We start from the raw sequence: 24034 nt of genomic DNA on the forward strand, positions 1-24034 counted from the left end.
GGGCGCGCTACGAACACGGCTCGCCGGAATCTCGATGAGCTGGTGATGCTGACGCAGGCGGCGATGACGCTGACGAATGTCCAGCGCTGGGCACAGCGACGAACCTTGCAGATCGCCTCTGATCGGAGCGGAGACGGCCACACGACCGTCGTTCCAACTGCCATTCGCGACGCCGCGAAGACGAAGCAGTACGAGGTATCAGTTGTCGATGCCTTCATCCAACTGGGAGCGCAGTCGTTCGCGCTCCACGGGAGCGAGGCAATCTGGGAACGACCGTTCCCAAGCGGAAATCGCGGTAGGCCTATCGCCGTGGATGTCGCCCTATTCAACGCCGCGCGGTCAGAAGAGTCGCGGCTCGAGTTCGGCGAGTACAGCCGCCGCAAACTCGCCGACGATTCGCGCAAGTTGGCAGGCCTCCCGGCCGCCGACGGCCTACGAGTGACGAACTATCTGATTCTGTGGAGACTTGGGCCCGGTCCGCTTCGCAAGACAAGCAACGGCTGGCGCGACGAGTGCGTGCAAGCCGCCAGCGCAGCATCCCGCGCGGGTGAATATGACGTGGAGTTGAGGGTTGCGTCCTCGCAGCACGTCTTTGTGGCCGCGCCCAACGCGGACACGGTTGCAGACGTTGGTCTCTTCTCGGTGCACTTGGCCGGCGTCGACGACGTCGACGAGATCGACGACCTGTAGAACCGCCAAGCCGCGCCTACGCCGCAGTTCCCGCCTTGCCCGTGATGTCGGCGATGCCTCCTGTGAGTTGCTCGACGAGTCGGGCTGTGGGTCGTTGACCGGTTGCGGAGAGGTGCTCGTCGAGGACGGCGCGTGCAGTGTCGTGGGCGCCAACGAGCCGGACGCTCAGGAAGCGCGGGTCCCTGAGCCCGTCGACCAGTACGCACCGTCCAGCGAGTTCGGTCAGAACCTCAGGGTCGACTGCGTCAACCGGGATGAGCGGCGGGGTCACGGTGTGGCCTCGGAAGTGGGCGCGGGAGCGGGGGTCGAGCGCTTGGGGCGACCGGGTTTGGGGCGGTCCTCGTCGATCGTCGCGAGGTCGTCGAGCCGCCATACGTAGCCGTGTAGCTGGCCGGCGGGCGCGGGTAGCCAGGTGACACCGCGTGCGAGCGCGTTGCGGACGGCTGCGGGTGTGACGCCGAGGTGTGCGGCGAGTGTTGGGAGGTCGACCAGCCCTGCGACGTCAGGGATGGCTGGGGTCGCGGTGGGGGTGGTCTCGTCTGCCATAGGACCAGTCTACGCGTTAACTGTGACGGATGTCGGACAGTTCTTGTAAACTGTGGAGGTAGCGACACAGATACAGGACAGGAGTAGCCGATGCACTCGCAGACGTTCGATGCTCGCCACACCCGCCACGGGGAAGTGGTCGCCCTCGGAGACCCGCGCGTCCTCGCGGACCTGGTCGGAGACCTCATCGAACTGCGCGCACCAGACGGAACGACCGCCTGGGCCCGGCTCACCTTTGTAGGCCGGGCCTGGACAGGCCGCACCGGCAAACCGGTCGCCTACGGCTACGTGACCAACCTCGAAACCGCCATGGGTGCGGCGTGACGACCCAAACCGCCGCCGCACCCACGGTCCAGGCCCCCAGACCCGCAGCACCCGCCAGGAGGCACCCATGAGCACCAAGCCGAAGACCGCAGCCCGCCCGACGGTTCACCGTGCCCGTATCCCCGCCGACGCCATGACGGTGCTCGTCGTTCAGGTCTTGGCGCTGCTCGGCGTGTGGGTCTGCGCGATCGCGGTCAGCTTCTCGGGGTTGGTCGCAGCGGCGAACTGGGCGAACATCCACGGCTCGCAGAGGTACGCCGTGCCGTTGTTCATCGACGGCATCCTGGTGGGCGCCTCCCTCGCATATCTCGTCGCACGTGAGCGCAAGGACAAGGCGAGCGCGGTCATCGCGGTGCTCGCCATGGCCGCGTTCTGTGGTCTGTCGATCCTGGGCAATGCGACGCATGCACTCGGGAGTGCTGCCGCAGGGTCGGAGCGGCTCACGGGTGTAGCGCTTGCCGTAGCCGCCCCTATCGCGATCCTGCTCACCACGGAGCTTCTGGCTCGCACGGTCATCGCAAGCCCGGAGGAGCACGTGCCGGCCCCGTCGCGTTCGGCTCGTCGCGCAGCCCGTGTCGTCGCGCAGCAGCCAGCCCAGTCCGCCACCCCGGTCGCCGCGGCTGCTCCCACCCAGCCGACCACGGACGCCGAGCCGGTTCGTGCGCGCAGGACCGCGACGGGCGCGGGAAGTGCAGGCAGGACGGAGCGGGAGGCGCTAAAGGCTGAGGTGCTCCGGCTCGCGGCCGAGGGACTGTCACACCGGGCCATCACCGCGCAGCTGGAGGGTGCCGTTCCGGCAACCACCGTGGGCCGCTGGATTCGGGATGCCGCCGAGCAGAACGACGGGGAGCCGATTCTCGTGGCCGTATAGCGCCAATCCGGCACAGCGTTTTCGTCTGTAGCAGCAACTATTCTGGACTAATCAGGCACAGCGTTCCCCGGCTCGCTGAACCAGTTCGAGACGAAACGCACCAACAAGAACTGCGGCTCGTGTTGACCACCTCCAACACGATGGCGCACCGCCCGCCGGGACCTGATAACCGGCGGGCACTCAAACCCCCTCGTCAGGGCATCAGGGCTCAGGCGGGAAAGACAGAAAGTCGAGGTGGCCCCCCATGGGCCTTCAAAACTGGGCCCGCCGGACGCGGGCCGCACTCAGGTCGGACGCCGGTCTCACGCTGGTGGAGCAACTCGTCGTGGTGATTCTGCTCGGCATACTCGTCGGCATCATCGCGAAATCGACGCACTGGGCCACGCATGACGCCCAGGCGCTTCCCGATCGTCAGGCGCAGTGGAACAAGACGCTCGACGCGTCCGGTCAGCTCGTCCGCGACATCGGGCATGCAGTCACCATTCGTACGGCTGAGTCGCAGCGTCTCGTCGTCGACACCGTGCTCGACGGCCAGTGTGTGGAACGGGATTATCGCGTCGCCAGCGGGAAGCTCGCCGTGACGACGCACTGGTTCGGGCAGGAAGACTGCACCGGCGACGTCGCGAACCTCGAGAAGAAGACCGAGACGCTCCTCACGTCGCACACCGGGTCCACGACGTTCTCCTACTTGACGGCCGAGGGCAGGGCCATCACGCTTCCGGCGACGAACACCCGGAGCATCAAAACGGTCTCCTGGCACCTGGAAACCCAGCTCAAGGGCTTGACGAAGCCGCAGACGCTCGACAGCGCACAGGCGTTCACGGGGCGTAACACCGTCACAAAGAACCCGGCCCCGTGCGACGCCGAGTACGCCGCCGCGCCACTGCTGAATATCACGACGACGGGTGTCGGGCTGAACCGGCCCGTCTTGACCTGGTCGGACGCAACCTCGTCCCTCACCACGGGCTGGACGGTCTGGCGAGTGACGTGGCCGACTGGCCAGCCTCAAACGAACAGCTTGACCCAGGTAGCGTTCATTGCTGACCCGAGGACGACGACGTGGACGGACAACACCGTCACCCTGACGCCGGGCCTGTCCGTGAAGTACGTGGTCCAGGCCGACCTCAACACGACCTGCTCGGCGGCTTCTGCGCCGCTGTCGAACGCGGTCGTCACGGGCATGCGTCCGGCGGCACCCTCGTCGCTGACCGCCGTTGGGCGCGCGGCCAACATCGACCTGTCCTGGCCGGAAGTTGCTGGTGCTACCTCCTACGACATCTACCGCGACGGCGTGCTGTTCAAGACCGGTGTCACCGGAACTGGTGCGACCATCACGTTTACCGACGGTGTTGGGCAGGACCGTTGGGGCAACGCCATCGGCGCTGGGCATAACCATGGATACAAGATTGTGGCAGTCAATAGATGGGAGCAGGTCATCACGGGCGCCATTGAGGGCGCCGACCTTCCTCTTGGTCAGCTGGACAGCGCAAAGTACGGCGGCGCTCTGCGGGCTTACTCATCTCGTGCGGTCGGGTTCACCGCACCGATCAAGCCGGACGTGAGCGCCAGCCCGAACACGGACAACTCCAACACGGTCACGTGGACACCAGCACCAATGGCTGGTGCACCTGTCGCGTGGGTTGGTGCTGGTGGCACACCCGCCGCGACGCTCGACGCAACGTGGGACGTGCAGCACAAGCAGACGGCAGAGGCGTTCACGGACGCGTTCACGAGCACGCCGTACGCGACCAAGACAAAGGACGACACCGGGCGCACCCGCGGTGACACGACCCTCTACCGCGCACGCACGTGCAACATCGCGGGCTGCTCGGTCTGGTCGGCCACGGATTCGAGCACGCAGCGGCCCCCGAACCCCACCTCGTGCACGGTCAGCAACGTCACGACTCGCTCCGCGACCGTCACCGTGAACCCTGCGGCCATGGTGTCGACAGCGACCGGGTACTCCGTAACCGGAGGCACCGCCGCGCCTGGATACTCCGTTGCGTGGAGCGGCGCAGCAACGTCCAAGGCCAAGGACGTTGACCGCCTCGCCGACGGAACCACTCACACGTTCACCGCAAAGACCAGCAATGCGACGGGCGCTTCGGATGGCACACCATGCTCGGCGACCACCCCCGCCGTTCAGGTGAGCGTCTCGGCGTCCGCATCGGGCTCGGGCAGCGAGTTGCAGCGCACCAAGAGCATCGTCGCGAAGGTCACCTCGACCAACGGCACCGCCAACACACCGTCCATCAAGCGCACCTCGGGCGCGACGCCACGCTCGGGTGAGGACTCCGGTATCGGCCGCAAGTGCGTCGCAGGCTCGACGACGGTCTGCACTTCCGATGACTACTGGTACTGGAACCCGCTGGCTGACAACACCAGCTACACCGTCTCAGCAACAGCGACGGACGGTGTGAACGTCACTTCGGTCAAGACAACCACCGCGTCGACTGACGAGTTGCAACCACCTTCGGTTTCCGCAGTGGCCACCAACCTCGGCACGCTCCAGAGCACGCGCGCGATCAAGGCGCGTGTCATCGCAGTCACTGGCTCGCGTGTTACCCCCACGATCGACCGCTCTGGCACCATCAAGACCGGTGAGTCGAACGGGAACGGGAACCGCTGCGATGCGAACGACCAGTGCACGGACACCGACTACTGGCACTGGGACAGCCTCGTCGACAACACGACCTACACGGTCACAGCGAAGGTGACAGACGACTTCAACACAGCCTCAGCGACCACCACGGCAAAGACCGACCTGCTGGCGACACCAGCACTCACCGTTGAGAGCACCGGGACGTACTGGGTCAAGTTGTCGATGAGCGCATCGAACGGGTCGTCGGCCGACTCGCAGCTCGGCCTCAGTGGAAGCGGATGGCAGGACGGACGCTCAACAGCCTTCTACAACCAGAAGGACGGCACCACGTTCACCGCGTACGCGAAGAACGGAGACGGCTTCAACGTCTCCCCGAGCGACTCCGGCCCCGCGAAGACCAAGCCTCTCGAACCGGCCTACGCGTCGTGCTACTACTCCGTGACTGACAACACCGCACCTGGCAGCATTAAGGTATGGGGTGGCGACAGTGTGTACGTAGACGGTCAAGGGTGGTACAGCGAGTACCACACGTTCAGCGGCCTCGGCGCGAAGACGTACACCAACATCCAGGCATACTCAGAGGTTACCGACGGATACAACACGAACAAGGCATCCAGCGGCTGCGCGAACGTCACCATCAAGCAGGGGAAGCCCATCGCGCCTGGGTGCAGCGTGGTTGCGTCGCCGTCATCCTCCAACGGATACCTGTCGTACGGGTGGTGCCAGTCGATTGGCGCGACCTCCTACGAGATTGAGCTCGGCAACTACCTCTGGCAGGAAGGCCACTGGTCGTACTTCACGTACACCAAGAACTCGGTCGAACCGGGCGGTGACGTCACCACTAATGACCGCGGTGATTACACGCAGATCAACTACGCGGACAACGACGCTGCAGTAGTTCACAGCCGAGCTCACAACTCCGCTGGATGGAGCGACTGGTCCAGCTGGGCCAAGGTCTCGTGGACACCACCGGGATGGGTGGGGCCGCGTACGTCGTGGGATAACTTCTAGGAGCACTGCATGACAGAACGAAGGGGCACCCGGCTCAGATAGCCGGGTGCCCCTTCGTTGTCGGTGCGTCGAGATGCTTACTTGTCGGCGACGACGATCACGAACTTCTCCGGGTGCTTCTGCTTCGCGACCCATGCCTCGGTGTTCGCGATAGCGCCCTTGAGGGTGGACGAGCTCGTCTCCTTGAAGAGCGTGACCAGGACGCTGCTCGCCGCGCCGTAGTAGGTCGAAGCGGGCTGCCCAGCGGGCTTGTCCTGGATCCACAGCGGGTAGATGACCAGGACGGTCTTGCCCGTCGCCTCGCTCGCGGCATCTGCGAACGGACGGATCTGGCTCGAGGTCACGGTGCTTTCACCCGCGGCCTTGACCGTCTCAACGACAGGCTCAGCGATAGCGGCCCTGAGTGCCTTCGTGAACGGCTTCGTCGGGTCGAACACGATGGCACCGCGGTGCGCCAGCGGGTAGGTCTTGAGGCCCGCCTTCTCTGCTGCGGCCTGCTGGTCCATCGTCAGAACCGTGTCGCCAGCCTTCGGTGCCGCCGCGGGTGCCGGCGCCGGGGTCTCGACCGGGGAGGGCGCCTCGGTGGTCGCGATGGCAGCCGGCTTGGTCTCGACCGGAGTGGGCGTGTTGTCGTTGCCGCTGCACGCGGCGAGCGTGAGTGCGAGGCCGAGCGCAAGGGCGAGTGCGGTCGGTAGGGCTACGAGGTTCTTTGCGGTCTTCACGGTTGGGCTCCTTGGTCTGGTGCTCCCATCGGTTGGGGGCTGGGTGTTCTTGACGGTGCGCGTCGGTCGGTTCGACGCAATGAGCGCTAGCGGGTGAGGGCGGTTGCTGCGACGACCGAGGCGATGCCGGCGGCAAAGCCGGCAATGATCAGGGCGAGTGGGCGACGAGCTGCGAATCGTTCGAGGCGGTCCGAGCCGGGGACGGGGGTGCTGAGTGCGGTGCGGAGAGTCATTGTCGTGCCTTTCGTCTATACGCGTTCGCCGGGATTGGCTTTGCGTTCTGCACTAACTATAGCCGGCAGTTCCCACATCCCAAGGAACACCCTGTTCCGTCACCGTAGGAACTGCCGGCTACGATTAGGAGCAGCCGACGAACGTATAGACAGGAGCCCCCGAAATGAGCATCGCCGAAAGCGACACCCCGACCCGTCCAGGCATTGACCCGGATTACGACGCCGTGATGCGGTGGGTTGCACCCGTAATGGTCGAAACGAGCAAGGAAGACCTGGACGCCGCGCGTGCGGAGCAGGCCGAAGCGGCGCGTGAAGCGCGTGCCGTGCCGGGGTCACATTGGCCACGTAACCCAGCGACCGCCCCAACGAGCGCCCGTGCGCTGGCTGTACTGGAAAAGGCCGACGACCAGGCAGTAGACCTGGCCCTTCGTGAGCTCGACCGGTTGCTCGACCGCGCGATGCGGCACACGGACCTGGCTCGACGTGCCCGGATGCTCGCCCGTGTGGACCGCGCCCTGGCCGACCCGAAGCGCGGTATCGCGAAGCGTCTCCGAGAAGCGCGCACGGCGACTCTTGGTGCTCGGCATGCGGCGCGCGTTCAGGCGCTCGTGAGCGCGGGCGTGCCGGTGCGGAACGCTGTCGCTGACGCGCACGCCAAGCTCGCCTCGGAAGCTGGTGTCTCGACCCGTCGTATCCGGGCGCTCCTGGCGGCGAATCCCACCTATGAGTCTGCCGAACGGCAGGACGTCCGCGCCAACCTCAAGGCCGAGCGGGACGCGCGAGCGGCTGCACGTCAGGGTCAGCTCGTTGCTGAGCGTCAGGTCGCGCTCCAGCAGGGGCACGCCTGGAACGCAAGGATGTGGGCCGGTGAAACCATCCGGGAGATCGCAGTCGCCGATGGTGTGCCGTGGCAGCGGGTCGCGTCGTGGGTCAAGACCGCTCGCGAGACCGGTGCAGAGGCCGCGGCGTGACGCCCCTCCCACGCCCCTACCCACTCTGCCCGCGCTTGTGGCGCACCGACCCGCACCGACCCTTGGAGGTACGTGATGGACGATGCGACAGGCCGCGACCTGGGTGCTGGTGAGGTCGAAGGGGCGGCAGCAGCTGCGCGGCGCGAAAGGCGAGGACGACGGTTCGCCGGCGAGTTCGAGGATGAAGTCGCCTGGGTGCTCACGCCGAGCAAGCAGGTCGAGGATCTACTTGTGAAACTCGGGCTGGCAGGAGGCGGGTAGGACGGGGCTCAAGGGGCTAAGCCTCAACGGGCGGGCCGCAGGCGGTAGACCCCCGCGAACCAGCCATTTTCGCGACAGTCGCTGTTCGGATAGCCAAGCAAAGCCAGTTTCGCCGATCCCGGCCGAGATTCCACGGACGGTGTCTGAGGCAGTGCGGGGTTCACGCCCGAGCATGTGAGACGGGGTCGGGAACCGCGGAACCGCCCGACGGACGACCAGACCCGTGAGCCACTGACCAGCACCGTTCTTAAGCGGGCCTAGTGCTGCATTGGCCTCGCGGGCCGCCGCTTCGCGCGGCCACCATGGCAGACCTTCGCACACGAAGAGGTCGATGTCGGTCGCATAGCCGGGTGGAGGGGGTTCTGCGATGTGCGCCTCGAAGCCGCCAGCAACCTCGCCAGCACTTGGAGCAGAAGGCACGCCGTCCTCGAAGAGGTCCCACGTCGTGCGTATCCGTATGACGCGGCGCACACCGGGCGCGACGAGCTCACCGTCGAACCAGGCAGGGAGAAAGCCAACCGTCGCCACGGTCGCCGTGTCCGCTGGTGTCGCGCCGTCAGAGCCGAGCTTGAAGCCTGGTGCGGCATGGCGTTCGTCCGGTCCGTGAAGGCTGATCTTGAAGCCTCCGAGCGCTTGAGCGCGCGGCTTCACGTAGAACGAGGTGTTCCCGGGCCAGATTCGCCAGACGTACCCGAGGTAGACGGGGTTCCGCCAGCCTGTCAGAACGTAGATGCCCGTGGAACGCTCAGTAGCCACAGGCGGTGAGTCCGAAGTCTGTGAGGCCGGAGATGTCGATCTTGAGCCCAGCGACGTCGGGGTCGTCCAGCCAGATGGGGTCGATGATCTGGTACCCACCGCTCTTGGCCAGGCCGTTCAGGGCGTAGTCGGTGCCGTCGACGCGGAAGACGAGCTGGTTGGAGCCGGCACACACGATGTTCCCGCCATCGACCGACAGCGGCCAGGTCCAGCCGAGTGCTTGGGCGGTGTCCGCATCAACGGTCTTGGTCGTTGGTTCGGATGAGCATCCAGCGATCGTCACTATGACGCACGCTGCGAGGACTGCGACTCGACCATGCATGTCCCCATCCAATCGAGCGGCGCGGCGCGTGAGGCAGAGATCGCCGGGTGAACTCACTCTCGCCCTGGCACTCCGACGCGCTGCTCGACGGTGATGCTGCCGGGGTAGGTGCCGAGGCTCCACCGTGTGACGTCTGTGCAGCCTTCGGCGGTCCAGACGCCGCACGAGCCGGAGATCCATACGCTGTGGTGCCGTTCGAGGCGCACCCGCAGCCAACGACGGTCTCCCTGGGGCGCCGGCCACCATCAACTGGCCACCCGGTCCCGCACCTCGGGCAGGCGACCGGCGGTACGAGCTGCCAGCCGCCGGCGCGGAGCTGCCACCAGCGTGGCCGGGGCGGGACCGCTCCTGACAGTGGCATGCCGGCCACGGTACGTCCGGGAAGCCAGGGGGTCGAACTGGTGTGCGGTCTGGCGCTCTGACCTGCCCTTTTAGCACGCTAGCGTGCCGTTCTCAGGATCCGAGACGGACATTCGGGACGGGTGTTGCACACTGGAACCGGGAGGTGCGCAACACCTGTACGTATAGACGTGCAGGTGGGCGCGCTCGATTAGCACGCCAGGGTGCTATTAGCACGCCAGTGTGCTAGTAAAACTGCAGGTCAGGACCGGTTTCTGTCAGATCCCACCGGTAGCGTTCCACCCATGACATCCACGAACCGCACCGCGGGTTCGAGCCCGCGCCGGCTCGTGCCAGACGACATCGCAGCCCCCACCACGCTCCCACTCCCCCAGGTCGTCCGCTTCATCGGCCCCGCCGCATACCAGCCGCCTGCCGCCGCAGCGCAGACACTCCTAACGCTCCTCGTCAACGTTCACCAGCGTGCTCGCGCCGCCGGTAACGTCGCAAGCGCAGCGTAAGGAGCGACGCATGGACCTGGTCTTCTACGGCCGCTGCTCCACCGAGGACACACAGGACCCCGCAGCGTCCCGCGCCTGGCAGGTGAAGCGCGCGCGCGACCTCGTCGAGCCGCTCGGACACCGCATCGTGGCGGAGTACTTCGACATCGGAGAGTCACGAAGCCTTCCATGGAAGCGCCGACGCGAAGCAACGAGGCTCCTCAAGGACCTCAGTGCGTCAGGTCGGACGTTCGACGGAATCGTCGTGGGAGAGCCGCAGCGAGCGTTCTACGGCGCCCAGTTTGCGTTGACGTTCCCGCTCCTCACGCACCACGGCGTCGCGCTCTTCGTTCCAGAGGTCGGTGGACAGGTCGACCCCGACTCCGAGGCGCACGAGATGGTCATGAGCCTCTTCGGCGGCATGGCCAAAGGCGAGCGCAACCGCGTCAAGACGCGCACCAAGACGTCGATGCACGAGCTCGCGGCAACGACCGACCGCCACCTCGGCGGGCGGCCGCCATATGGCTACCGCCTGGCCGACGCTGGCCCTCACCCGAACAGGTCGAAGGCGGCTGCTGGTCAACGTGCGCACCGCCTCGAGCGTGACCCTGTGACTGCTCCGCACGTCGCGCACATCTTCGACCTGTACGCCGCCGGAGAAGGCTTCCGGTCAATCGCGCAGCACCTGACCGACGCCGGGGTCCCCTCCCCCTCTGCGTACGACCCCGACCGCAACTCCCATCGCGACCCTCGCGGCTGGTCGCATGGGACCGTTCGAGCCATCCTCGCGAACCCCGTGTACACGGGCGTGCGGATGTGGGGCAAGCAAGAGAAGTTCGAGACGCTGATGGACCTCGACGACGTCGCTGCCGGGAACGTCACGCGCATGCGGTGGCGCGACCGCGAGCAGTGGACAGCCCCCGTTAATGGACAGACCCACGAACCGTTGGTCGACCCTCGGACCTTCGAGGCGGCGCAACTGCGCCTGGCTGGCGGCCCCACACGGTCACGAACGACGAAGCCGCGCGAGAGCGCCCACGCCTACCCGCTGCGTGGACTGCTGTTCTGCGAGTGCGGCACGCGCATGCAGGGGTCGTACCGCAAGCCGGCACGGACGCTGTACCGCTGCGAACTCGGCAAAGGCCGGTCTCTACCGCCGGAGTGGGCGAACCACCCGAAGACCGTCTACCTCAACCAGGATGCCGTCCTGCCGAGTCTCAACGCTTGGATTGCCGAGACGTTCAACGACCCTCAGTGGCTTGCCGACCAGCAGGAGACCGAAGCCGAGCCCATCGAACTGGTTTCGCTCCGACGCAGGCTCCGGGAGGCGCAGGACGCCATCGGGAACATCATGACGGCCATCGAGCGCGGCATAGTTTCCGACGCCCTCGTGGCGCAGTTGCAGCAGCGTGAGACTGAGAAGGCGACTCTCGAGGCCCAAGTGGCTGACCTGGCGCGCCCGGTTCAATCGTTGACCGCGCGGGAGGTCGAGACCATCATCGGGGACGTCGGTGGCATCGCAGCAGCACTGACCGCGGCGACAGACGACGAGCGCGGACTCCTCTACACAGAACTGGGCCTGCGGCTGGAGTACCAACCACAGGCCCAACTCGTGTCCGCGACGGTCGACCTAGGTCGTGTCGCTGGCCGTGTCCGGAGGGGGACTTGAACCCCCACGCCCTTTCGGGCACTAGCACCTCAAGCTAGCGCGTCTGCCATTCCGCCACCCGGACGGGTGGACCACCGGGAGCCCGTAGGCGCCCCGAGGTGCGGCAGAAAAGATAGCACGGCGCGGCTGCCGAGCATGCATCGGCCCTGCGGTGCACACTGGCCGGAGCATCCCGACATGAGAGCACGAGGACCCATGAGCGACGCCGCCGGCGACCGTTCCACCAGGCAGTTCGTCAGTCCCGCTGCCCGCAGGGTCGCGGGCGCGCGACGCAATCCCCCGTACGGGAACGAGCAGACGGCGCCGCAGTGGCTGCGCTCGCTCGCGGGGATCTCGTGGCGGCTCATCATCGTCGTGATCGCCATCTGCATCGTCTTCTACGCGGTGTGGCACGTGCTGCTGCTGTTCGTCGCCCTGTTCCTCGCGTGCGTCTTCACGGCCGTGCTGCGTCCGCTGGTGGACTGGTACGGAAAGATCATGCCGCGCGGGCTCGCGACCGGGCTCGGCCTGCTCACGGGGATCGTCTTCTTCCTGGGGCTGCTCACCTACGTCGGCTACTCGATCGTCGACCAGTGGGACGACCTGTCCAAGCAGTTCAGCACCGGCATCACGCAGATCACCGACTTCCTCGAGAGCGGCAAGCTCCCGTTCACGATCACCAACGACCAGATCGTGAAGTGGATCGACTCGGGCCAGCAGTGGCTCCAGGACCACGCCGGCGAGCTCGCGACGCAGGCCGCGTCCCGCGCCGGTTCGGTCGTCGAGATCTTCACCGCGCTGGCGCTCGCCATCTTCTGCACCGTCTTCTTCCTGGCCCGCGGCAAGGAGATGTGGACGTGGTTCCTCAACCAGCTCCCGCAGCGGGCGCGGGAGACCTGGCAGGTCGCGGGGGGCGCAGGCTGGTACACGTTCTCCGGGTACACGCGCGGCACGGTGCTCATCGCCCTGACCGACGGGGCCCTGGCGTTCATCCTGCTGCTCGTGCTGCAGGTCCCCCTGGCGGCGCCGCTCGCCGTCCTCGTGTTCATCGGCGCCTTCATCCCGCTGGTCGGCGCGCCGACCGCGATGGTGATCGCGATGATCGTCGCGCTGGCGGCGAACGGGCTGTGGTCCGCACTGTTCGTCGGCCTCGGGATCGCGGCGATCGGCCAGCTGGAGGGCCACATCTTCCAGCCCTTCATCATGGGCAAGCAGGTCTCGATCCACCCGGTAGTCATCGCCTTGGCGGTCACCGCCGGCACGCTGACCGGCGGTCTGCTGGGAGCGGTCATCGCTGTGCCGCTGGTCGCCGTGTTCTGGGCGATCTTCTCGCGCCTGCGCAGCATCGATCCGCCGATGGCCCCCGACGAGGCGACCGACGACGTCGAACCCGTCGACGGAGACGAGCAGATCGACGACGACGAGCCCGTCAAGCAGAAGTAGCCCGGACCGCCCCGGTCACGCCCGCAGCACCGTCAGATCCTCGAGCCGGGCGGCCACCTGGTCGCGCACGCCCGGGGGCGGCATCAGCAGCGGACGCGGCAGATCGCCCATCTCGATCCCGAGCAGCGGGCCGACGACGGCCGCGAGGCGAGCCGCTCCCCAGGTCGCGGCGAGGTCCGTCCACGGCCTCAGCCGCTCGACGGCAGCCAGCGCACCGGCCCGGTCGCCCGCCACGGCCGCCGCCGCGATCGCGACGAACGGCTCGGGGATGATCCCCGCGAGGCCGCAGTGCCAGGTGCGGGCGCCGACGAGCAGCCCTTCGACCCCGAGCGCGTCGCCGCTGAACCCGATCTCGACGTCGTCGGGCACGGCCGCTCGGTGCGCGTCGTAGCGCCGCCGCAGGTCGGCCGCATCCGTGCCGCGGTCCTTGAAGCCACCGATCCCGTCCAGCGCGGCGATGCGTGCGAGCGTCTCCGTGCTCATCTCGACGCCGGTCGTGCGGGGGTTGTGGTACGCCCACACCGGTCGGGCCGCGTGGGCCGTGACGTCGCGGTAGAGGCCGACGACCTCGTCGGGCGTCAGGGGCAGGTACGCGCTCGTGCCGAGCAGCAGGGCGTCCGCGCGTGACGCGTCGTCGGCGTGCTCGAGGACCGCCCGCGTGGTGAGCGCGCCGATGCCCGCCAGCACGGGGACTCGGCCGTCGACGGCCTCCGCCGCCGCGTCCACGACCGTGCGTCGCTGTGCGCGGTCGAGGTAGGCGAAGCCTCCCGACGACCCGAGGACGGCGATCCCGTCGACGCCGGCGGACACCGCCCGGTCGACGAGCACGCCGAGCGACTCCGCCCCGACGCCGCCGTCGGCGGTGCGAGGTGTGGGCAGGTAGGCGACGAGTGGTCCGAGCACGCTCGCAGGTTAACGGGGTGGGCGCCGTGGCGGCCGCCCCTTTCCGGTCGTCGTGCGTCCCGGGCCACGCGTGTCCGCTCGTCCTGGCGCGGGGTGCGTCCGGCTCATCGGAAGTCCCGGGACGACGAGCGCACCTTGAGCGACAACGGGGACAGGTGCTCGGCGACCAGGTTGGTCGCGCCGTCGGCCCGTTCCAGGCGGCCCCGCACCACCAACGCCTTGGACGTGCGCGCCACCACCCGGAACCGGCTCCACAGCCCCGCCGTGCACACCACGTTGAGCAGCCCGGTCTCGTCCTCCAACGACAGGAACGTCACGCCACCGGCCGTCCCCGGACGCTGGCGGTGCGTGACGACACCGGCCACCGCCACCCGTCGGCCCTCCTCGTGCCGGAACGCCTGCTCGACGCGCAGGACCCCGGCCTGGTCGAGCCGGTCCCGGACGAACTGCGTGGGGTAGGAGTCCACCGAGACGCCGGTGGCCCAGACGTCGGCCGTCGCCGTCTCCACGTCGCTGAACCCCGGCAGCATCGGCGCCTTGACCCCGACGCTCACCCCCGGCAGCGTGTCCGGTCCCTCCTGCGCCAGCGCACCCGCGGCCCACAGGCCCTCCCGGCGGCTGATCCCCAGGCCGTCCAGAGCCCCGGCGGTGGCCAGTGCCTCGAGCTGGGCGGTGGTGAGCTGCACCCGGCGGGCCAGGTCTCGCTGGTCGACGAACGGACCGTTCGACCGGCGCTCGTCGACGATCCGCCGCGCCAGCTCCTCACCGATGGTGCGCACGGCGACGAGCCCCATCCGCACGGCCAGCGACCGCACCGCGCCGGACCCTGCACCCGACGAGGAGCCCGACGGCTCGTCCGGTCTCGTTCTTCCCGTCGCGCGGCCCGTCCGCACGCCGACCGGCACCGCCGGGCCCGTGCCGCTGGGAGCCGGCACCAGCGGCGGCTCTCCCCCGTCGGGCGTCGGCCCCAGGCGCTCGACGACGGCCTGCACGTCCGAGCGCTGCACGTCCGGGCGCAGCACCTCGACCCCGTGCCGACGGGCGTCGGCAGCCAGGCTCTGCGGCGAGTAGAACCCCATCGGCTGCGCCGCGAGCAGCCCCGCATAGAACGCGGCCGGGTGGTAGACCTTCAGCCACGCGCTCGCATAGACCAGGAACGCGAACGAGTAGGCGTGCGACTCGGGGAAGCCGAAGTCGGCGAAGGCCTTGAGCTTGTCGAAGATCTGCTCTCCGACCTCCGCGCTGACCCCGTTGCGGGCCATGCCGCTCATGAGCCGCTCCCGGAGGGCGAGCATCCGCTCGGTGGAGCGCTTGGAGCCCATGGCCCGGCGCAGCTGGTCGGCCTCGGCGCCCGTGAAGCTCGCGACGTCGATCGCCATCTGCATGAGCTGCTCCTGGAACAGCGGCACGCCGAGCGTCTTGGCCAGTGACTTCTTCAGCAACGGGTGCAGGAACGTGACCTCCTGGCGGCCCTGCGCGCGCTCGATGTACGGGTGCACCGACCCACCCTGGATGGGACCGGGGCGGATGAGCGCCACCTCGATGACGATGTCGTAGAACGTGCGCGGCTTCAGCCGGGGCAGCGTGCCCATCTGCGCGCGTGACTCCACCTGGAAGACCCCCACCGTGTCGGCGGCGCTCAGCAGGTCGTAGACCCGCGGGTCCTCGTCGGGCAGGCCGTGCAGGTCGAGCTTCTCGCCCTCGTGCTCGTGCACCTGGTCGAAGCCGAGCCGCAGCGCCGTGAGCATGCCCAGCCCCAGCAGGTCGAACTTCACCAGCCCCGCATCCGCGCAGTCCTCCTTGTCCCACTGCAGCACCGTGCGCCCCGGCATCCGGGCCCACTCCACCGGGCACACCTCGATGACCGGCCGGTCGCACATCACCATCCCGCCCGAGTGGATGCCCAGGTGGCGCGGCAGACGCAGGAACCGCTCGGCCAGTTCGATCACCTGCTCCGGGATCTCGTCCAGGTCGCTCGCGGCAGCCGGCAGCACCGCGGGCACCACGTCGTGGCCGTCGGCGGTGACCTGCCCGGGCTGCCACATGGCCGTGCGCGACTCGCGTCGCTGGTCGCGAGGCGTCACGGGCCACGGTCCGGCGTGCCCGGTGTGCGGGCGGGACGGCCGGCCCCACGACACGTCCGGTGCGGGCACCGCGGCCGCCGCCGGGGCGCCCAGTACCGTGACGGGCGCCGGCCCCGGTCCCGGCTCGGGCCGCAGACTGCCCCAGCGTTCGATCGACGACGCCCACGCGTCCTGCTGACCGGCGTCGTGACCCAGCGCCCGGGCGGCGTCGCGGATCGCGGACCGCGGCCGGTAGGAGATGACGTTGGCGACCTGCGCCGCGTGCGTGCGCCCGTGCTTGGCGTAGACGTACTGGATGACCTCCTCGCGGCGCGCCGACTCGATGTCCACGTCGATGTCCGGCGGCCCGTCACGCTCCGGGGCCAGGAACCGTTCGAACAGCAGCCCGTGCTTGACCGCGTCGACGGCCGTGACCCGCAGCGCGTAGCAGACCGCCGAGTTCGCGGCCGATCCTCTCCCCTGCGCCATGATCCCGTTGCGCCGGCAGAAGTCGACCAGGTCGTAGACCACCAGGAAGTAGCCCGGGAAGTGCAGGTTCTCGATGACGCGCAGCTCGTGCTCGAGCTGCGCGTAGGCACCCGCGACCCGCTCGGCGTCGGGTGGCCCGTACACCTCGAGCGCGCCGCGGCGGACGAGCTCGCGCAGCCACGTCGCCTCGGTGTGGCCGTCCGGCACCGGGTAGGGCGGCAGGTCGGGGGCCACCAGGGACAGGTCGAACGTGCACTCGTCGGCCAGGTCGGCGGCGGTGGTCACCGCCGCAGGGTGACGACGATGCAGCGCGAGCATCTCCGTGGCCGAGCGCAGGTGCGCCACCGGGCCGCCGGGCAGCCAGCCGTCCAGGTCGTCGAGCGACGAGCGCGCCCGCACCGCCGCCAGTGCCGCGGCCAGGTCCGCGTCGCGCGGGGTCGCATAGTGGACGTTGCCGGTCGCCACCAGCGGCAGTCCGGCATCCCGGGCCAGCTCGGCCAGCGCGTCCGCCCGCTCGGAGTCGTACGGGTCGCCCGCGGCGGTGAGCTCGACGGCGACGTTGTCGCGCCCGAACAGCGCCGTCAGCCGGTCCAGCTCGCGGCGCGCAGCTTCGACACCGCCGGTCGCGACCCCGACCGCGCTCGACGGGTCACCGCCCGCGAGCGCACGCCGCACCGAGCCCTTGCGGCAGCCGGTCAGCACCAGCCACTGCCCGTCAGCGTTCGCCGCCAGCTCCTCCAGACGGTAGTCGGCAGCCCCCTTGCTGCCCGTACGCAGGTGCGCCTCCGCGATGGACCGGGACAGCGCCCGGTAGCCGGCGGGGCCCCGGGCCAGCACCAGCAGGTGGGCGGCGCGCGGGTCCGGCACGCCCGTGGGCGGGTCGAGCACCGGCAGGCCGGGCGTCGCGCGCGTCTTCTCCCGGCCGTGGCGCCGGCCGTCCGGCGCCGGCAGGTGCAGCTCGGCGCCGAACGCCGTGGGCAGCCCGACGGCCTTGGCCGCCTGGCTGAAGCGCACGACGCCGTACAGCCCGTCGTGGTCGGTGACGGCCAGCGCGCGCAGGCCCAGACGTGCGGCCTCCGCGGCGAGCTCCTCGGGCTGGCTGGCGCCGTCCAGGAAGCTGAACGCGGAGTGCGCGTGCAGCTCGGCGTACCGCGGCGGGTGGGATCGCTCAGTCATAGGTGGCCTCGCACGTCCACCCGTCGGCCGCGCACGCCAGCAGCACGGCCGGCCCGTCGTCGACGGTGACCTGCAGGTGCGCCCGCAGCGTGCTGCCGACCGACGACGTCCACCAGCGCTCCCCCAGCAGCCACGGTCCGGCCCAGCCCACGACCTTGTGCGGGCGCAGGGCGAGGGCGTCGGCGTCCCGCGTGCCACGTGATCCGCGCTCGACGGCTCGAGCGCTCGCCCCGGCCTGGCCTCTCGCGCCGGCCGTGCCTCCCTCGTCACTCAGGTCCGGCGGTAGCACTCGCACCCAGGCAGGTGGTGCGCTCATGCCCGTGCGCACGTCGAGCACCACCGGCCGGCCGGCCTCGTCGCGCACCTCGACCCGACGCGGCGGGTCCAGCACGGTCGCCGGGGCGGGGTCGGGCAACCGGCCGGGCCAGGGCCGGTCCAGGGGGCGCGGCGGGTCGCTCTGCTCGCCCCACGGACGCAGGTGCACCTGGTCGCGCACGTCACGGCCACCCTGCAGGGTCGCGGTGAGCAGCCCGGCCCCGCCGACCATCCCCTGCACCCGGTCGAGCGCCCGGTGCGCGCGCAGGTCCCCGCCCGACGGGCCGCCCCACAACCGTCCCTGCTCGGCCCCCGCGGGGGCTACGTCGAGCGCGGTCACGGCCAGGCGAACCAGGGTGACGCCGTGCTCGTCGTGGTCGGGTCCCGGGTCGGCCGGCCAGTCGTCGGGGTCCTGCGGACGTCTCACCCCGGCGGCGCGCGCGTCGGCCGCCAGGTTCCGCGCGGTGCTCACGGCCGACGACGACAGCCACCCCTCCAGCTGCCAGCGGATCCGGTCGGTGATGCGGGCGGGGGTCAGGCCGCCCCAGCCGCCCAGGTCGGTGCGCCACGTGCGCACCAGGTCCTCGCCCTCGTCGGTGCGGGCCGCGATCTGCAGCCGCCCGCACGTCACCGCGTGCTGCACCAGCAGGGCGTGCAGGTCCTCGGCCAGACGGCGCCCGACGAAGGTCGCGGTGTCGACCCGGTCGGCCGGCGGCTCCAGCTCCGCGGCTACCTCGAGGTCGGCCTCGGGGCGTCTGCGGGCGGGCGGCCGCTCGTCGTCGCCCCGTGCCAGCAGGTGCGCCCAGGCACCCAGACGCCCGAACCGCGCGTGCACGTCCGCGGCCGGGAGCGCCGCGAGCCGACCGAGCGTGCGCAGCCCGAGCCGGTTCAGCAGGTCGACGAGGTCGCCGATGGCCGCCGCGACCTCGTCGGTGACCGCGGCGTGCACCAGCTCGCCGACCCCGCGCCCGGCCAGGAACTCGGCCGATGACCCCGGCGCGACGAACGCACCCGTGCGCGCCGCGAGAACGGCCGCCAGCAGACCGTCGGCCGTCCCGACCCCGCACTCGTGCCCCGTGCGCTGCGCCACCGCGTCGACCAGTCGCTCCGCCAGCACCTCCTCCGAGCCGTGGTAGCGGCTCGCCCCTCCGGCAGGCAGCAGCAGCATCCCGGGCCGCACCATCTCGATGCCCGCGACCACGCTCTCCGCGGCGGCAGCCACGGGCTCGAACAGCCGCACGTCACGGACGTCGTCGGCGACCAGCAGCACCAGCTCGGGGCAGCAGCCCTGCGCCTGGCGTCGACGCATCCCCCGGCGCACGCCCTGGGCGCGGGCCAGCGCGGAGACGGCGGTCAGCCGCTGCCCGTCGTGCACGGCGACGGGCAGGTGCGCGTCGACCTCGTCGGCCGCCGCCGCGGCGACCACCGGCCAGTCCGGGACCCACAGGACCGTGGTGCGCGTGCTCATCGGGTCTTCCATCGGACGCACCTCATCCGACCAGCCGCAGCGCGCGCTCCGGCGCCTGCTCGGCCACGGGCCGGGCAGCATCGGACCGAACAGCAGCTCCAGGCGACAGCGGCAGGGTCACGTCGATCGCGTGCGGGACGGCGGCGCTACCGCGACCGGTGCGCGAGACCCGCAGGCTGTGCGTCCGCAGCCGCCCGTCGCCGGCGCCCACCCCCGTCCAGCGGGCGTGCTCCACCGTCAGCACCGTGCTCGCCCCGGCCCACGCGACCGTCGGCAGCAGCACCGCACCACGCTCGCGGGCGCGTGCGGACAGGCGCCGCCGGTCGGCGTCGCCCAGCATCACGTCCGGCCCGACGACCACCACGTCCACCCCGTCGACGAGCGCGGCGAGCACCCCGACCGCCTCGGTGCCCGGCCGCGGCACCAGCGCGAGCCGGTCCAGCGCGACCCCGGCCTGCGCGGCGGCCAGCAGCCCGATCGTCGGCTGCCCCACCACGGCGGCCCACGCCCCGCCGGAGCACGCGTGCGCCAGCAGCGTCAGCACCAACGACGTGGAGCCGAGCACGGCGGTGGTGGCCCCGCGGCGCAACCCGTCGGGCAGCACCTCGGCCAGCTGGTCCGGGACCGGCAGTGCCGGTCGTTCGGCAGTGAGCAGCGACGTGCGCCGGGGGGTGGGCATCGTGTCGGCGTCGACGTCGACGTCAGCGGTCGCGCTGGGCTCAGGACGAGGACTCTCGAGCCCCACGAGACCCTCCGAGGCCGGCGGCTCGGCGGACGATGCCGGGCCGCTCGGGTCCCCCGCCAGACGCAGGACCGCGGCCGGGTCGACGTGCTGCGACGGGGGCGGGGTCAGCACGCTGCGCGCCCCGGTGCGGAGCTCGGCGTGTGCCAGCGCGGCACGGGCCCGCGCGACCCGCTCGTCGCGGCTCGTCGTGCTCACGGCCACCTCCACCACCTCCTTCGCAACACGCTGACCTGTACATACGTCGTTGAACAGCGAAAAGACATCTGCCGTTCGAACGTCTGTTCGAGTATGCCAGTAGACGCCCACACGCCCGGGCGTGTCAATCCGCTCCGGCACCACGACCGGCGCGCCCGATGGCCCGCGTGGGCGCGCCCCGATACCGTGCGGCTCGCCGCATCGTCGCGGCGTCCGGACCGAAGGAGCACGCATGCGGATCGTCGTCGGGCTGTACCGGCTGGCGCTGGCTGCCATCACGTTCGTCGCCCTGTTCTGGGCGCCCAGCACCGGCCTGGAGCTCCGGCTGACGGACTACGTGTACTTCACCAACCAGTCCAACCTGCTGATGGCCGTCGTGATGACCTGGGCCGGCGTCGCCACGCTGGCCCGCCGCACCGGACCTCCGGCGTGGCTCATCGGCGCCGTGACCCTGTTCCTGCTCATCACCGGCCTGGTCGCCTACTTCATCCTCGCCCCCGCGGAACCCGGCGCGGAGGTCGTTGCGCTCGGCCTGACCAGGGTGCAGATCGTGCACGACCTGACGCCCGTCGCGACGTTCGTGCACTTCGTGCTCATGGTCCCCCACCGCCGCCTGCGCATCGCCCACGCCGGATGGTGGCTGCTCTACCCCGTCGCGTACTGCGCCTTCACCACGCTGCGCGGCGTGCTGGCGCCCGGCAGCGCGTACCCGTACGGGTTCGTCGACGTGTCCGACATCGGGTACGGCGGCCTGCTGCTCAACGTCGCCATCTACGGGGTCGGCTTCTTCGTGCTCGGGCTGGTCCTGGTCGGCATCGACCGCCTCATGCCCGCGCGGGCCCTCCTGTCCTCCGACACGCTGACCGACGACCACGACGTCAGCTCGTCGCGCGAGGACGCGGGCGCCCGACCATGATGGATCGATGATCTCTCTTCGCCGACCGCAGGCCCCCGACCCGTACGAGCTGCTCCCCCACGTCCCGAGCTTCACGCTGCGCAGCGACGACTTCGAGCACGGCGAGCGCCTGCCCGACGAGCACACGAACACGGACAAGGGCGCCAACGTCTCCCCGCACCTCGCGTGGTCCGGCTTCCCGGAAGAGACGCAGTCGTTCCTGGTGTCCTGCTTCGACCCGGACGCCCCCGGCCCATCGGGCTGGTGGCACTGGACCCTGCTGGACCTGCCGGCCGACCTGACCGAGCTGGCTCGCGGCACCGCCGCCCCGACGGGCACGTTCGCCCTGCGGGGTGATGACGGCAGGGCGGAGTACGTGGGCGCCGCTCCCCCGCCGCGCGACGCGGAGCACCGGTACTACTTCGCCGTCCACGCGCTCGACGTCGCCAGCATGGGGCTGTCGAAGGACGCGATGCCCGGCGCCGCCAACACGGCGGCGGTGTTCCACACCATCGCCCGCGCCGTGCTGATCGGCACCTACCAGCAGACCGGCGCATGAACCTCGGCACCCTGGCCTGGCTGCCCGCCCTGGACAACCTGGAGCTCGTCGCGCCCAGCACGGCCGATGCCCTGACGCGCTGGGTGCAGAGCGAGCCGCGGGTGGCCGACGAGGTCGTCGTCGCGCCCATCGACCCGCAGGACGCGGACACCGCGGCGCTCACCGCGGCCTACGCGCTGCCGCCGTCGGCGTCCGTGAACTGCGTCCTGGTGGCGGGTCGCCGCGAGGGCACGGAGAAGATCGCGGCAGCGTTGGTGCGCGCGACGACGAGGGCCGACGTCAACTCGACGGTCAAGCGGCTGCTGGACGTGCGCAAGTGCTCGTTCCTGCCGATGGAGCGCGCCACCGAGGAGTCCGGCATGGAGTACGGCGGCATCACGCCCGTCGGCCTGCCGGACGGCTACCGGCTGCTGCTGGACGGCCGCGTGCCGCTCGACGACCCCGACGCGGGCGGCATGGTGGTCATCGGCAGCGGCGTGCGGCACTCGAAGCTCGCCTTGCCGGGCGCGCTGCTGGCGACGATGCCGGGCGTCGAGGTCGTCGAAGGACTGGCGCTCTAGCGGTCGCGAACGGCGTCGAGCACGCCGGCGAGCGGAGCGGGCAGCACGCCGCGGGTCGCCGCCTCCTGCACGAGGAGCCGGCCGTAGCGGATCTTGCGGCTGGCCCCGCTGCCGAGAAAGCGCCGCAGCTGGGCCTCGACGGGTTGATCACGCCAGGCCTGCTGGTCCTGCAAGGTTCGCAGCGCGTTGCCGTCGCCGGCCCGTTCGACGACGTCGATGACCGACCGCGCACCGAGCGCACGGATCAGCTCATCCTCCAGGTCCAGCCGGCAGACGTGAAAGCCCGCGGAGGACAGGTCCTCGAGCGGCCCGACGAGACCGCGCCGGATCAGCGCGCGGCGTACGACGGGCTCCTCCGCCACGTCGTACAGACCGGCGACGCGACCGTCCGGCACCGTCGCCGCCACGATCCCCAGCGTCCGGTCGACTGCGTGCGCGCCCCCGACGGGGACGACGACCACGTGCTCGTCGACCAGGTCCCGACCCAGGCCGTCGGCTGCGGCGAGGACGGCCTGCTCGTCGCTGATCCCCTCGACGAGCACGACCGCCGCCGCACCCGGCAGCCGATCGAGCGCGCGAGCGGTCGCCCGCTGCGGCGCGTCGGGGCCGAGTTCGGGCACGTCGGCCTCGACCGCGGCGCCGTCAGGCCGGTCGCCGCGCATCGACCAGGTGCCGGGTGGAGTGCGCGACGAAGGGCGTGCCGCCGCGCAGCTGGGCGTCGAGCTCGACGAGCCGGGAGCGGTACCGCTCGACACTGAAGTCCGGCACCCACCACACGCACTTGCGCAAGAGCCAGACGACGGCGCCGACGTCGAAGACCTCGATCCGGCAGCGCGCCGTCCGCAGGTCGACGATCTCGAGCCCGGCGTCGCGCGCGGCAGCCGTCTCGGCCACGGGGTCGCGCCCCTTGCGGTTCTCCGGCAGCGGGCCGAGGAAGTACTCGATCAGCTCGAACGCCGACGCCGGCCCCACGTGCTGCGCGACGTAGTGGCCGCCCGGCGCGAGCACGCGATGGATCTCCGCCCAGTCCGGCGCGACGGGGTGCCGCGACGTGACCAGCTCGAACGACCCGTCGTCGAACGGCAGCCGCTCGCCGGGGCGCACCTCGACCACCTCGACCCCACGCGGCCCCAGCCGGTCACGCGCCTGCGCCGCGTTCGGCGGCCACCCCTCCGTGACGACCATGCGCGGCGGGAACGTCGACGCCTCGTCGAGCACCTCACCGCCGCCGGTGTCCAGGTCGAGCGCGGACCGGACCTGCGCCAGCCGCTCACCGAGGATCGTCACGTAGCTCCACGGCGGCCGCTCCTCGGTGGCCCGCCCGTCCAGCCAACCGAACCCCCACCCGGAGACGTCCGCCGCGTCACCCTCGGCCACGAGCTCGTCGAAGGAACGCATGGCGCCAGCCTGCCATGTCCATCCATCGC

Annotated in this window: 19 protein-coding genes and 1 tRNA gene; 10 read left to right on the forward strand and 10 right to left on the reverse strand. The window is 70.2% G+C overall.

Annotated elements, in window-relative coordinates:
* The first annotated feature begins 45 nt into the window (after positions 1 to 45).
* Positions 46 to 690: a hypothetical protein gene (locus tag IC607_RS08695; protein ID WP_191786930.1), complete on the forward strand. Its 645-nt coding sequence runs from the start codon at positions 46 to 48 to the stop codon at positions 688 to 690.
* A gap of 267 nt (positions 691 to 957) precedes the next feature.
* Here the strand turns inward: IC607_RS08695 and IC607_RS08700 are convergent, their stop codons facing one another.
* Positions 958 to 1236, reverse strand: a complete 279-nt coding sequence (locus IC607_RS08700; protein ID WP_191786931.1) for a hypothetical protein — start codon at positions 1234 to 1236, stop codon at positions 958 to 960.
* Between the two features lie 90 nt (positions 1237 to 1326).
* Here IC607_RS08700 and IC607_RS08705 point away from each other — a divergent pair, with 90 nt between their 5' ends.
* The 3 genes from IC607_RS08705 (at position 1327) to IC607_RS08715 (ending at position 6044) form a co-directional block, all read left to right on the forward strand.
* Positions 1327 to 1560: a hypothetical protein gene (locus tag IC607_RS08705; RefSeq protein WP_191786932.1), complete on the forward strand. Its 234-nt coding sequence runs from the start codon at positions 1327 to 1329 to the stop codon at positions 1558 to 1560.
* A 67-nt stretch (positions 1561 to 1627) separates the two neighbouring features.
* Positions 1628 to 2431 carry a DUF2637 domain-containing protein gene (locus tag IC607_RS08710; protein WP_191786933.1) on the forward strand — a complete coding sequence of 268 codons (804 nt, stop codon included), beginning with the start codon at positions 1628 to 1630 and terminating at the stop codon, positions 2429 to 2431.
* Between the two features lie 244 nt (positions 2432 to 2675).
* The gene (locus IC607_RS08715; RefSeq protein WP_191786934.1) at positions 2676 to 6044 is read left to right on the forward strand and encodes a hypothetical protein; all 3369 of its coding nucleotides are present in this window, start codon (positions 2676 to 2678) and stop codon (positions 6042 to 6044) included.
* Positions 6045 to 6121: 77 nt separating this feature from the next.
* Here IC607_RS08715 and IC607_RS08720 read toward each other — a convergent pair whose 3' ends face one another.
* Entirely contained in the window at positions 6122 to 6766 is a 645-nt protein-coding gene (locus tag IC607_RS08720; RefSeq protein WP_191786935.1) for a hypothetical protein, read from the reverse strand.
* Positions 6767 to 7163: 397 nt separating this feature from the next.
* Here IC607_RS08720 and IC607_RS08725 point away from each other — a divergent pair, with 397 nt between their 5' ends.
* Entirely contained in the window at positions 7164 to 7970 is an 807-nt protein-coding gene (locus tag IC607_RS08725) for a hypothetical protein (protein ID WP_191786936.1), read from the forward strand.
* A gap of 1006 nt (positions 7971 to 8976) precedes the next feature.
* Here IC607_RS08725 and IC607_RS17385 read toward each other — a convergent pair.
* Complete coding sequence (locus tag IC607_RS17385; protein WP_370526094.1) at positions 8977 to 9270, reverse strand: DUF2511 domain-containing protein; 294 nt, start codon at positions 9268 to 9270, stop codon at positions 8977 to 8979.
* Between the two features lie 909 nt (positions 9271 to 10179).
* Between IC607_RS17385 and IC607_RS08735 the strand changes: the two genes are divergently transcribed.
* Complete coding sequence (locus tag IC607_RS08735) at positions 10180 to 11817, forward strand: recombinase family protein (RefSeq protein WP_191786937.1); 1638 nt, start codon at positions 10180 to 10182, stop codon at positions 11815 to 11817.
* Here IC607_RS08735 and IC607_RS08740 read toward each other — a convergent pair.
* A tRNA-Leu gene (locus IC607_RS08740) sits at positions 11799 to 11881 on the reverse strand. The two genes, IC607_RS08735 and IC607_RS08740, sit on opposite strands and share 19 nt — an antisense overlap.
* A 131-nt stretch (positions 11882 to 12012) precedes the next feature.
* On the opposite strand from IC607_RS08740, the gene IC607_RS08745 reads away from it, so the two are divergent.
* Positions 12013 to 13239, forward strand: a complete 1227-nt coding sequence (locus tag IC607_RS08745; RefSeq protein WP_191786938.1) for an AI-2E family transporter — start codon at positions 12013 to 12015, stop codon at positions 13237 to 13239.
* A 15-nt stretch (positions 13240 to 13254) separates the two neighbouring features.
* Here IC607_RS08745 and IC607_RS08750 read toward each other — a convergent pair whose 3' ends face one another.
* The 4 genes from IC607_RS08750 to IC607_RS08765 form a co-directional block, all read right to left on the reverse strand.
* Positions 13255 to 14142: a dihydrodipicolinate synthase family protein gene (locus IC607_RS08750; RefSeq protein ID WP_191786939.1), complete on the reverse strand. Its 888-nt coding sequence runs from the start codon at positions 14140 to 14142 to the stop codon at positions 13255 to 13257.
* Between the two features lie 104 nt (positions 14143 to 14246).
* On the reverse strand, positions 14247 to 17870 hold the full coding sequence (locus tag IC607_RS08755; protein WP_191786940.1) for an error-prone DNA polymerase: 3624 nt from the start codon (positions 17868 to 17870) through the stop codon (positions 14247 to 14249).
* Positions 17863 to 19653: a DNA polymerase Y family protein gene (locus IC607_RS08760; RefSeq protein ID WP_191786941.1), complete on the reverse strand. Its 1791-nt coding sequence runs from the start codon at positions 19651 to 19653 to the stop codon at positions 17863 to 17865. Before IC607_RS08760 ends, IC607_RS08755 begins: the two co-directional genes overlap by 8 nt.
* A gap of 22 nt (positions 19654 to 19675) precedes the next feature.
* A complete protein-coding gene (locus IC607_RS08765) occupies positions 19676 to 20593 on the reverse strand; it encodes a hypothetical protein (protein WP_370526096.1) in 918 nt (305 codons plus the stop codon).
* 232 nt (positions 20594 to 20825) lie between these two features.
* Here IC607_RS08765 and IC607_RS08770 point away from each other — a divergent pair, with 232 nt between their 5' ends.
* Genes IC607_RS08770 through IC607_RS08780 form a run of 3 tightly spaced genes read left to right on the forward strand, consistent with a single transcriptional unit; the run spans position 20826 to position 22607 of the window.
* On the forward strand, positions 20826 to 21509 hold the full coding sequence (locus tag IC607_RS08770) for a Pr6Pr family membrane protein (protein ID WP_191786943.1): 684 nt from the start codon (positions 20826 to 20828) through the stop codon (positions 21507 to 21509).
* 7 nt (positions 21510 to 21516) lie between these two features.
* Positions 21517 to 22047, forward strand: a complete 531-nt coding sequence (locus IC607_RS08775) for a YbhB/YbcL family Raf kinase inhibitor-like protein (RefSeq protein ID WP_191786944.1) — start codon at positions 21517 to 21519, stop codon at positions 22045 to 22047.
* Positions 22044 to 22607 (forward strand): YbaK/EbsC family protein, encoded by a 564-nt coding sequence (locus IC607_RS08780; RefSeq protein WP_191786945.1) that lies wholly within the window; start codon positions 22044 to 22046, stop codon positions 22605 to 22607. The genes IC607_RS08775 and IC607_RS08780 overlap by 4 nt, the downstream gene beginning before the upstream one ends.
* Here IC607_RS08780 and IC607_RS08785 read toward each other — a convergent pair.
* Complete coding sequence (locus IC607_RS08785; RefSeq protein ID WP_191786946.1) at positions 22604 to 23227, reverse strand: TOPRIM nucleotidyl transferase/hydrolase domain-containing protein; 624 nt, start codon at positions 23225 to 23227, stop codon at positions 22604 to 22606. The genes IC607_RS08780 and IC607_RS08785 overlap by 4 nt on opposite strands.
* A gap of 22 nt (positions 23228 to 23249) precedes the next feature.
* Entirely contained in the window at positions 23250 to 24005 is a 756-nt protein-coding gene (locus tag IC607_RS08790; RefSeq protein WP_191786947.1) for a class I SAM-dependent methyltransferase, read from the reverse strand.
* Positions 24006 to 24034 lie beyond the last annotated feature (29 nt).

This window comes from Cellulomonas sp. JH27-2 (genome assembly GCF_014837175.1).
Taxonomy (GTDB): Bacteria; Actinomycetota; Actinomycetes; order Actinomycetales; family Cellulomonadaceae; genus Cellulomonas.